General features: G+C 64.8%; 12 protein-coding genes and 1 tRNA gene. 5 read left to right on the top strand and 8 right to left on the bottom strand.

What is annotated here, in order from left to right; genetic code table 11:
* The first annotated feature begins 475 nt into the window (after positions 1 to 475).
* Positions 476 to 1786, top strand: a complete 1311-nt coding sequence (locus tag ACSEEN_RS20970) for a hypothetical protein (protein WP_440714213.1) — start codon at positions 476 to 478, stop codon at positions 1784 to 1786.
* 139 nt (positions 1787 to 1925) lie between these two features.
* Here the strand turns inward: ACSEEN_RS20970 and ACSEEN_RS20965 are convergent, their stop codons facing one another.
* Positions 1926 to 2648 carry an NYN domain-containing protein gene (locus ACSEEN_RS20965; RefSeq protein WP_440714212.1) on the bottom strand — a complete coding sequence of 241 codons (723 nt, stop codon included), beginning with the start codon at positions 2646 to 2648 and terminating at the stop codon, positions 1926 to 1928.
* A 249-nt stretch (positions 2649 to 2897) separates the two neighbouring features.
* Between ACSEEN_RS20965 and ACSEEN_RS20960 the strand changes: the two genes are divergently transcribed.
* Both ACSEEN_RS20960 and ACSEEN_RS20955 read left to right on the top strand, forming a co-directional pair.
* Positions 2898 to 3470, top strand: coding sequence for a hypothetical protein (locus ACSEEN_RS20960; RefSeq protein ID WP_440714211.1), 573 nt, complete (start codon positions 2898 to 2900; stop codon positions 3468 to 3470).
* A gap of 151 nt (positions 3471 to 3621) precedes the next feature.
* On the top strand, positions 3622 to 3930 hold the full coding sequence (locus tag ACSEEN_RS20955) for a hypothetical protein (protein ID WP_440714210.1): 309 nt from the start codon (positions 3622 to 3624) through the stop codon (positions 3928 to 3930).
* A 412-nt stretch (positions 3931 to 4342) separates the two neighbouring features.
* Here the strand turns inward: ACSEEN_RS20955 and ACSEEN_RS20950 are convergent, their stop codons facing one another.
* The 7 genes from ACSEEN_RS20950 to ACSEEN_RS20920 all read right to left on the bottom strand — a co-directional run bounded on the left by ACSEEN_RS20950 (position 4343) and on the right by ACSEEN_RS20920 (position 7960).
* The gene (locus ACSEEN_RS20950) at positions 4343 to 4735 is read right to left on the bottom strand and encodes a hypothetical protein (RefSeq protein ID WP_440714209.1); all 393 of its coding nucleotides are present in this window, start codon (positions 4733 to 4735) and stop codon (positions 4343 to 4345) included.
* Positions 4732 to 4896: a hypothetical protein gene (locus tag ACSEEN_RS20945; protein ID WP_440714208.1), complete on the bottom strand. Its 165-nt coding sequence runs from the start codon at positions 4894 to 4896 to the stop codon at positions 4732 to 4734. Before ACSEEN_RS20945 ends, ACSEEN_RS20950 begins: the two co-directional genes overlap by 4 nt.
* A complete protein-coding gene (locus ACSEEN_RS20940; protein ID WP_440714207.1) occupies positions 4893 to 5105 on the bottom strand; it encodes a hypothetical protein in 213 nt (70 codons plus the stop codon). The genes ACSEEN_RS20945 and ACSEEN_RS20940 overlap by 4 nt, the downstream gene beginning before the upstream one ends.
* Positions 5102 to 5227, bottom strand: coding sequence for a hypothetical protein (locus ACSEEN_RS20935; RefSeq protein ID WP_440714206.1), 126 nt, complete (start codon positions 5225 to 5227; stop codon positions 5102 to 5104). Before ACSEEN_RS20935 ends, ACSEEN_RS20940 begins: the two co-directional genes overlap by 4 nt.
* Positions 5228 to 5373: 146 nt before the next feature.
* Positions 5374 to 5449: transfer RNA gene (locus tag ACSEEN_RS20930), tRNA-Arg, on the bottom strand.
* Positions 5450 to 5669: 220 nt separating this feature from the next.
* A complete protein-coding gene (locus ACSEEN_RS20925) occupies positions 5670 to 7034 on the bottom strand; it encodes a hypothetical protein (RefSeq protein WP_440714205.1) in 1365 nt (454 codons plus the stop codon).
* Positions 7031 to 7960, bottom strand: a complete 930-nt coding sequence (locus ACSEEN_RS20920; protein ID WP_440714204.1) for a tyrosine-type recombinase/integrase — start codon at positions 7958 to 7960, stop codon at positions 7031 to 7033. Before ACSEEN_RS20920 ends, ACSEEN_RS20925 begins: the two co-directional genes overlap by 4 nt.
* A 107-nt stretch (positions 7961 to 8067) precedes the next feature.
* On the opposite strand from ACSEEN_RS20920, the gene ACSEEN_RS20915 reads away from it, so the two are divergent.
* Together ACSEEN_RS20915 and ACSEEN_RS20910 are read left to right on the top strand one after the other, a co-directional pair.
* Complete coding sequence (locus ACSEEN_RS20915) at positions 8068 to 8397, top strand: helix-turn-helix domain-containing protein (RefSeq protein WP_440714203.1); 330 nt, start codon at positions 8068 to 8070, stop codon at positions 8395 to 8397.
* Between the two features lie 373 nt (positions 8398 to 8770).
* Positions 8771 to 9166 (top strand): hypothetical protein, encoded by a 396-nt coding sequence (locus ACSEEN_RS20910; protein WP_440714202.1) that lies wholly within the window; start codon positions 8771 to 8773, stop codon positions 9164 to 9166.
* Positions 9167 to 9315: the final 149 nt, after the last annotated feature.

The raw sequence follows: 9315 nt of genomic DNA, 5'->3' as shown, positions 1-9315 counted from the left end.
GCCCGTGAAACCCGGCCGTGATCCGGCGGCAACCGGCCAGCCTGTCGTACCCGAACCGCAAAATCAGCCCTGCCGCAATCAATCCGAACCGCTCAGGCAGGGATAGGCACCGGATGAAAGATCGAGGCTAATGGCCCGCCGGATCCGACGACCCCCCCGCACCGCCGGTCCCTGAGGGGGATCTCGGACCACTGCGCCACCTCCTGGCCTGCCGCGAACAAGACCGCCTCGACCGACTCCGTGAAGCCGACACCATCATCGGATGGTACGACTTCAGCCCGCAGATCGACCAGACTGAACGCCGCCTCGCCGCGATCGTGGCCGGCGAGTCCGTGGAGTTCCCTCGCTGTGAAGTTCCGCAGGAGGTCCTGGTAGAGAGCGGCGCCCGACTACTACTACTCGAAGGTGACGCTCTGACGGGGGAAGTGATCAGATCCAGCACACCATGATGGCAACGCGCAGTAGTTTCTTGCTGGTGACCGTCTATGGAGAAGCCGATAGGCCACGAGTCCTCTACATACGCGGACCGGCGTCGAGGCAGGACCACGAATCTGTGCTTCGGCCGCTGGTCGGCAACCTACATGTCAATTTGGCAGACGGCGTGTTCAACGCGCGAACGATCGCCGTCCGGTGGCCGAGCTGGGACGCAGTAGTGCTCGTCGGATGCGTCGCCGTGGAGGGTCTTCCAGATCACTTGCGGGTGCTTCAGGTAGGAGGCATACCGGTCGGATCATGGAAGGGATTCATCAACTCCTCAAGCGCTGCACGGGAGGCGACAGCCCTCGGCGAGGAGCTAGATGTACCCGAGGGTCTCGAACCCGAGTCGAGGCTGTTGATCAAGTCGTCGGTGCTGCCACTGATCCGGGAACAGCTACCGCCTCGACAATGTTGGCGGTTGCCCGAGTCGGCGGAGGAAGGCGCCCGTGCTACGACCGCTACGTTCCTCAGCGATCTCGATGGGCATATGTTTGCTGCCCGCTATACCCCCGACTTCGGACCTGATGATGTTGTGTACCTGCCTCAGGGGGTCGATGATGACCCCGAGGCGATCAAGGCCTGGGCGGTGTGGTGTCTCACTCAGTGGTCGGAGGCTGACTCGGACCGATTCCCGGAACTGCCGGATTGGCGCAATGACCCGGAGTGGAGGTTTCCGGCCGAACGGGCAGCAGCCGAGCAGGTCGACACCGCGAAGCGTGCTTTGGAGACCGCGATCGCGACCCACGAGGCCGCGGTTAAGAACGCCGAGGCGGAGCTCTATGACGTCGCGGCACAGGTAGATGCGACGTGGCGCCGGCTGTTGACCTCGACTGGCGACGACCTCGTCGGCATTGTGGCGACGGCTTTCGAACGCCTTGGGTTCTCGGTGACGAACATGGATGACGCTGGGACTAGAGAGAAGCGGGAGGACCTGCGTGTCGAGGAAGGCGACTGGCTCGCTCTTGTCGAGGTCAAGGGCTATGCGAAGGGCGCTTCGCCGAGAGACTTGCACCAGCTTCACCGATTCGCAGGGCTCTTCGTGCAGGAGACGAAAGGAGAGCGCCAGCAGGATTCTCTCTGGTATGTCTGCAACCAGTTCCGAGAGAGGGATCCACGGCATCGCCGCGAAATCCTGCGAGGTCAGGATGACGACGTGAACGGCTTCGCAGATTCCCGAGGGTTGGTAATCGATACACGGGCCCTGTACAGGCTCATACGTGACGTCGACGCAGGCAAGCGCCAAGCGGACGAAGCACGTCAGCTGCTTTTTGCCGGCGTCGGCCGGTTCTCCTATCAGCCGCTGGATTGACTCGGTCAACCCCCTTCAATATCAATATGTACGTGCAGTCCCGATCGTTTGCCGAGTGCGTGCCGTCAACTTTGAACGATATCGTGAAACGTTTATTCTTTGGTCCAGACTTTGCGGTGCGTACCGGCAAGGCGCGCGCTCACCAATCGGGCGGCTTATGCCAGCGCCCAACGGTCTCGGGCATTTGATTTCGGTAATAGTGGCCCGGCGACAGTTTGGCCCACCAGTGGCGACCAGGCCCCTCGGAAGCGGAACCGCGCAGCGCACCCGCAAGTTGCTTGGTGCCAGGGTTCACCGTTCCGAGGGGAACTAGGGCCCGGACTATTCGCAAAGGCAACGCCAGGTCGGAATCGTTCGAGATCACGATGGCGGCGTTGACCTCACCGCTGAGCACGTCTGCGAGAAGATGTGCTGCGACGTTGACGTCGGACCCTTTCTCCTCGCGCATGCGTACCCGCGCTAAGTACATAGTCCCGTCTTCCTTCTGCCAGATCGGTAGTCCTGGAGGGAGCGTGTGCCCACCGGGTCGAATGATCTCTGCCCGCCCTGAGTTCGCTTCCTTCGCGAGCGGTGCAATCTTTGGCCATGCGACATAGCGGCCAAGCTCCAGCACATCGATTGAGCCGTGCGCCCGAAGAGCCCTCAGATACACATTCTGATCGCTGTGAGCACCGTAGTCATCCTTAGCATCTACCTTCGCTGTGCAGTACACGACCCGTGATATCTCGGCGCCGTCCCATCCGCACAACTCGGAGGCTAACCCCCTGACATCCAACCAACGCCAGCCCGGTGTACTCCGCCCGCAGTGATTCCGCATGCCGTAGTACAGGTTGAATGCATCGACGTAGACTCCCACCTTCATCCCTTGAAGGTAGCCGCTCGAAGTCAGGAATGTGACAGATGTGACTGCTGTTGTTGACAGCTCCCGGCCCCTGCGTCTACCTTGGGAAGCACCCACCCAGCCCTCTTAGGGCTGGGTCTTTTTCTGCCCTATCAGTAAGGCATGCTCGCCCAAGGGCGGCGTACGTGCGTCTCCGCTGCGCCCGGGCCGAACCCGACCTACCTGTCACACTTCCGTCATCCTGTGACGATTATCAGATATTGTCGTCACATGGAGAAGAAGTGTGACACTTGCGGGTCTGAGTTCTCGCCGGCGCGTGCTGACGCTCGGTACTGCTCAGGCCGGTGCCGCACGATCGCCTACCGCAAGCGCAACGAGCCTGAGCGCGCCCCGCGTAAGCGGCGGCCGCTGCCTGACGCGTTCTGGAAGGGCGCGTTCGACTTGGAGCGCCGGGTGGAGTCGCTGGGCCGCCTGGTCGCAGACGATCGGTTCGGCCGGAACCGGGAGGTTGTCTCGCAGATGAACCGCGGCTCGCTGGTGCGGGTCCGCGATCGGCTCGATCAGATCATCGCTGATCTGTCACACGACGAACCGGCTGTAACGGTTACGTCGGTTGATGATGACGCGCCGCGGCCGTTCAGGAAGTCCGATACCGAGATGCTGGACGAGATCACCAGCTCGATCGCCAACTATGCCGATCTGGTGCAGTACGTCCGCCCGGGCGAGGTTCCCGTGGAAGAGGCCGTGACGATGGCCTCGAAGGCTCGGGTCGCCTGGCAGGCGATCGACCGGCGCCTCACGAACATCATCACACCGAGTCGTCATAGGCTGACGACTCGGTGACGTGCTGAGCGTACCGTTGGTGGCGGTCGCACAAGCATAGGTGGCGCCGGTGTCTGAGAGGTCGCGCAGTGAGCGCAACGACGCCCTGCGGAACTACGAGAGTCTCTGCTGGAGACTCTATGAGCTTCGCAGGGTGGGGCTTCAGCGAACGTTGACCGCGAGCGAAAGTCAGCAGATCGAGCAGGCCGAAACGCAGCGCACCACGCTCGTCAGCCGCTACCCAGACATTGCCTTCGGTCGCGACAAACCCGACGCGAAGCCAGAGCCTAAGCGCGGCAAGCCCAAGCCCAAGCCCAAGCCCAAGGCCGAGGCCGAGCCCAAGAAGCGAGACACGTACTGGCCCTCGCGCGATGACCGTTTGCCAGCGCGTAGACACTCAGAGCGGGGAATCTACGCAGTGAAGGGCATCCAGTCGCTGACGAGCGGGGGACTGCCGAACTCGAACCGAAGAAGGCACTGACAGCGATGACGATACGTCGGCCTCATCCGCCACCGATGCGCGCCGTCTTGGGAGACGCAGGCCTCACCATGACGCGCCCGACGTGCAGTTCGTAGCGGACACCTATCGGTGGCAGAAGTTGGTTCCCCATCGCCGGAATCGACCCACGGACCATGCTCATTTACCGCGTCAGACCACGACCAGCGGCCCGACCAGTGACCGGTCGAGCTTGGGTGTGGCACCACGATGCGGGCCCTGCGGTGGTGGCTCCGAGTCCAGGTCGGAGACTGAGCTACTGGACTGCCAGCTGGTTTACGACGGGCTGTGCTGAGAACGTCGGCAACGGCGGTCGGATCGGTTGCGTGCGTGCCCCCGCGGGAATCGAACCCGCGAGGTGAGCAGAACTGCTCACCTGACCGTCAGGGCTGATCGGTCAACGGGGCAAACGTGGCGCGGGCTGGTCGATCCGGCTGGCCACGTCGGCGAAGTACACCAGCGCGGCCGCGAGCTGACGAGCCTCACCCGGCGTGAGCGCGATGTCGGGGTCATCGGATCCGTGGAGGTACAGGCCGATCACGTTGTTCAGCCTGTTGTGCAGCGGCACCAGATCGGCGGGAATCTCCCCGTGGATGTACTCGGAGTTGGCCTCGACGTAGACCGTGCGCGGCTGACCGTCGGCGGCGATGCCGTCAGCGGCGACCGAGATCGACCGGCACCAGCGGCCGTGCTCGGCAGGATCGGCGCCGCTGGCCGGGATCTCTCCGTCTAGCGCCTGATCGCAGTACGTGGCGCACCAGCCGTAGTAGCTGACTGTTTCCTCGCTCATGCCGCACCTCCAGGCACAACGGTCAGCGTGGGCCCGGTCAGGCGTGCGCACACCGTCTCCAACGCCTCGACCACCAGCAGCAGATCCGCGGTGGTCATCGTGGCCGGATTGAACTCGGCGACGGCCGCGGTGAAGCGGGCCAGGACCTCGGCGCGGCTCACGAGATCACCTCGACGTCGACGTCGGCGAGCTGCTGTCCGCCGGGGCCGACCAGGTATCCCCACGACCCCGAACCGGTCGGCAACCAGTACGTGCCCTCCGGGTATCGGTCGCCGATCAGCCGGTGAATGGCGTCGTACGGTTCACCGCTGTAGTCGTAGCGCTCACTCGTCCGGCCGGCCGGGTACACGTGCAGCGTGGTGGTGCTCATGACGGCGCTCCGGCGTACCAGCCCAGATCGAGCACCAGGTGCGCGAGGAGATAGAACGCGCCGTAGACGGCGAGCGTGCCGGCCCCGATCAGGGCCGCGGATAGGATGTGATGACGGTGCATCGGAATTGCCTCCGGTGTGTCCGAGGCCCTGGTCAGCGGTGCAACGCTGAACCGGGGCCGTTCTTGTTCGGACGGCTACCGTCTGGCATGTATCTGGCATAGGCGCCGAGGTGGCGGCCAGAAACCGTATCTGACCTGCTACCTCTTGGTGCTCCCGGCAGGATTCGAACCTGCGACACCCGCTTTAGGAGAGCGGTGCTCTATCCCCTGAGCTACGAGAGCGGGGACTGGCGGAAGTCGTGGCGGAAGTTTGGGCTTCCGCCGTTGCGACCGGGCTCAGTCCGGTGCAGACCGGCTCGGTGGGGTCGTCGGCCTGCGATAGGTGAGTCTACGTCAGGAGTTTCTGGGCAGGGGTGAGTGTCTCGCGTCCCGTGGGCCGCGAGGGTATGAGGTGCCGTCAGACTCTGTCTGTGGGGTGTCCTTCCGTGCCTCCGCGCCGGCGTCAGGCCGCGATCGGCGGTCCGTCGTCGGCGTCCTGCTGTCGTCTCCAGAGCAGGTGCGCGTAAGCATTTCGTCCGAGTGCATGGCCGAGCATGACCAGGAACTGGCCGGCCGCAGTGAGAGAGATCGCGCGGCCGCCGTACAAGGTCCGCTCGATCACGTTGTTTGCCGATTCAGCGTCCTCGCGCCGCCCATAGAACTGGTTGAAATGCGCGTTCGGATCGTCCTCGACCTTGGCTGACTGCCGTACACGTTCGATTCGGTGTTTCCCGTCCGAGCCGATCTCGTTGATCCGGATACGGTGCTTGTTGCCGCATGGGAGGACGACCTCGAGGTACCAGCGAGTTGCTCCTGCGCGGCCGGTCGCGAAGATTCTTGCTACATCGAGTCGGGTGTCGAGGCTGTCGCCGGTGTCGCTGATCTGCCGGGCCGCGACGTAGCCATCGACAGTGATGAGGCGATGCGGCTTGCCACATGGGCAGGTCGCCACCTGCTCGAGTGCGTGGGGTTTGGCGGTCGTGGCGTGCGGCGGCGAGAAAATCAGATACCCGGCAGTTGCGAGCTCGTGGAGGTGCACCCCGCGCAAGGCTCCGTCATAGCAGAGGGTGGTGGCACCGGGCTCGGTGCTGATGAGCTCGATCAGCGCGGCGGTACCGATTCCGGCCTCGCCGCCGTATCCGGTCGCCGGGACATAGCGCATGTCGAGGTAGAGCCTGGAGTTCACCTGGTCGTCGACCCTGACCGAGGCGTGCCAGAACTTTAGGCCGTGGGACTTGGTTCCGCCATCACCGCCCTGGACATGGAGCGCGCCCTCGACCGTGGCGCCGCGTTCGCGGCGACGGGCACGCGCCTTCTCGCCGTGCATGCTGGAAACCACTTTGCCGTCAGCGACGATCGTGTTCCCGCGCGGCGGGTCCTGGACAGCGCGTCTGCGAGCGTTGTCGAGTGCGCCGTGCTCTCGCGCGAGATCCCTCGCACCAACGGCGAACTCGCTTCTCAACGCTTCGAAAAGGCCCTGGGCGGGGTCGGCTCCTGCCGCGGTGAGGTAGCGGCGCCTGGCGTCCTCGCAGGTCCAGCGCCGCGGTGGGTCGGCGGGGAGATCAATGCCGAATCGGGCAGCGCCTTCGCGCAGCCTCTGCCAGTACGCGGGAACCGCGAGAACGCTCGCGGCAAGTCGGTGGGAACCGACCAGCCCTGCGAGCGTGATGTACAGGATGACGAGGGCTTCAGGGTAACGGCGAGCCGGCCCTGGGGTGCGCTCGTCTTTGGCCGGGATGTGAGCGGCGAGCGCGTACACCTGCGAGGAGTCAGCGATTGCCTCGATCAGATCGACCTCGCGGGGCCGGCCCCGCAGCGGCGCGTTCATCGCCCGGCGCCTTGCTCGCGCCAGTGGTAGCCGATCAGGGTCGCCGCCGAGTCCAGGGAGCGGCACCCCGTCACCCGGGCCGCGTCCTCGATCCGTCCAGTCGCAGTGAACGCCCGGTGGCCGGCCGTCGCGGTCAGCGAGGTCGGGGTGACCTCCCGGTCGTCACCGAGCCCGGCCTCACGCAGCACCGCACCCACAGTCATCCCGATCAGCGATTGCCGACGAGCAGCGTCACCGCTGATCGGGGCACACACCAGCGCCTCGGGGTCAGCGAGATGCCGCACCCGGGCACGAAGCCACGGCGTTACAGCCTCATCAAGCGTGAGTACACGCGTCTGGTATTTCGCAGAACCGTGAGCGCGGACGGTGCCCGCATCCAGGTCGAGGTCGGCCACGGTGAGCCAGCCGGCCTCAGCGGTCCGAACCCCGGCCAGCAGCAGAGCCACAGCGGTGTAGTGCCGGGACCTCGGACCGCGGTCGGCGAAGAACTGGACGGCGTCGGCCTCTTCCGCGGTCAGCGGCCGGACCGCGCCGCGCTCACCCCGCTGAGGGAGCTCGATATCGATAGTCGGATCGACAAGGCCAATCCCCTCAGCGCGTGCGGTCCGGAACAACACCCGAAGCGACGCGCGGCGGTTGTGCATGGTCGCCAGCGCCGGACCTCCCGCGATTCCGCTGCGGGACCGGCCCGGGGCGCGCACGAACTCCTCGCAGATTGCGCAGTCGATGTCAGCAGCCATCGTCACGTCATGGGCAGCAGCGAAAGCGACGAACCGGCGCGCCAGATCGCTGAACTTGGTGACGGTCTGGTCAGCCATCGAGCCCTGCCGCCACGCGGTGGTGGCGACATCGACGAGCGCGGCGACGGACTGGTCAGTCATGGCTGGCCAGATCAGCGGCAGGGCAGGCTGCCACGAGGCGGTCATAGCCGGCCTCCGCAACCCCCACGATGGTGCTCATACGAACCACTATGCGGTGGGGGTACGACAATATGGAGACCAGGGCAGTTGTGGACCGGACCTAAGCTGGACCGATGGCAGCCCGTGACCTCCCCAGCGAACCCCGAGTGTTCGCCCTCGATCCCGCGGCGTGGCCCCATGGCCCGCTTGATCCCGGGGCTCCGCCGCCGGCCGTCGCGGCGCGTGCGCTGGCCCGCAGTCTGCGGCAGGCTATCGACGATCAGGGCGTGAGTCTGCGGACACTGGCGGCCAGGATCGGCGTCAGCCATGCCACGATCAGCCGGGTGCTGGCCGGGGGTCGCTACTGCGACATCGCGACCCTGGCCAAACTCGAGGCCGGACTCGGCGTCCCACTCTGGCCCGTGTACCGGCCAGACGCCGGACACATCGGTCCGCCGGCATGACGCCGCCCGGCACCTCGCCTCCGGCGCCGGTAAGCCCCCGTATTGCCGTTGCAGTCGCGATGCGGCTAGCGGTACAGTCAATGAGGCACATCCATTCGAACTTGCTGGTTGATTGAGTGCTATGGCCCCGGCTGGTAACCGGAACCGACATGGAAGGCCTCCGTCTGGCAGGACGGGGGCCTTCGTCGCGTCTGGCCCCGCGTTGGTGGGGCTGAACCGACCGATTTCGCTTCCGGCACCTAGACCACCGCAACTGCGCGGTCATTCGCGCTCCGACAAAATTCATCGCAGTGAGATTTCTTTCCGCCAAGGAAAGAAACTTTGGCCCTCGAACGAAACTGCATCTGTGTGATTCACCGATAGAGTGCGCTGGGTGAACCTTCCGCCCCGGAAACTCTGCGTCCACGAGCGCAAGTTCGGGAGGTTTCCCGACGCCCAGTTCCGTACGACGGACGACAACGGCCGCCGGATCGATCAAGACACGCTCGTCGCGGCGATCGTTCAGCACCATCTCGCGATCAGGATCCGTGACCGCATCATTGACGAGAACCTGAGTCAAAACCAGTACGCGTACCGGGTCGGCATGGACCCGAACCGCCTCACGCACATTCTGTGTGGACATCAGGCGATGACACTCACCGACATCGCTATCGCGTGCCTGGAACTCGGTCCCGACGTTGTCGAAGGCCTCGATCCCTACAGGCTCTACAAGAGGGCGACCCGGCAAGCGCCGAAGACGTCCATCTACCGCCCGGGTGATGACGACTAGGTGCCCGCGCGCAGTCGGGTAGTGTCAACGGCGGGTGAAATCTGACCCCCTATCGACGTCTGAAACCTGACCCCCTTTGATGGTTGGTTACTGCTGTTCGCCCGGTTCGGGCGAAGTTGTGAGGAGCTCCCGTCGGGAGCGGGTCCGGT

It is taken from the genome of Gordonia marina, from assembly GCF_052036135.1.
Lineage (GTDB): Bacteria > Actinomycetota > Actinomycetes > Mycobacteriales > Mycobacteriaceae > Gordonia.
Note: the sequence above shows the minus strand (reverse complement) of the source record. Positions and strands in the feature narration are given on the sequence as shown.

Bases quoted from the DNA above. Each gene is read 5' to 3' on its own strand.
- ACSEEN_RS20965 (WP_440714212.1), bottom strand. From the start codon at position 2,648: ATGAAGGTGGGAGTCTACGTCGATGCATTCAACCTGTACTACGGCATG.
- ACSEEN_RS20960 (WP_440714211.1), top strand. From the start codon at position 2,898: ATGGAGAAGAAGTGTGACACTTGCGGGTCTGAGTTCTCGCCGGCGCGT.
- ACSEEN_RS20950 (WP_440714209.1), bottom strand. From the start codon at position 4,735: ATGAGCGAGGAAACAGTCAGCTACTACGGCTGGTGCGCCACGTACTGC.
- ACSEEN_RS20940 (WP_440714207.1), bottom strand. From the start codon at position 5,105: ATGAGCACCACCACGCTGCACGTGTACCCGGCCGGCCGGACGAGTGAG.
- ACSEEN_RS20935 (WP_440714206.1), bottom strand. From the start codon at position 5,227: ATGCACCGTCATCACATCCTATCCGCGGCCCTGATCGGGGCCGGCACG.
- ACSEEN_RS20925 (WP_440714205.1), bottom strand. From the start codon at position 7,034: ATGAACGCGCCGCTGCGGGGCCGGCCCCGCGAGGTCGATCTGATCGAG.
- ACSEEN_RS20920 (WP_440714204.1), bottom strand. From the start codon at position 7,960: ATGACCGCCTCGTGGCAGCCTGCCCTGCCGCTGATCTGGCCAGCCATG.
- ACSEEN_RS20915 (WP_440714203.1), top strand. From the start codon at position 8,068: ATGGCAGCCCGTGACCTCCCCAGCGAACCCCGAGTGTTCGCCCTCGAT.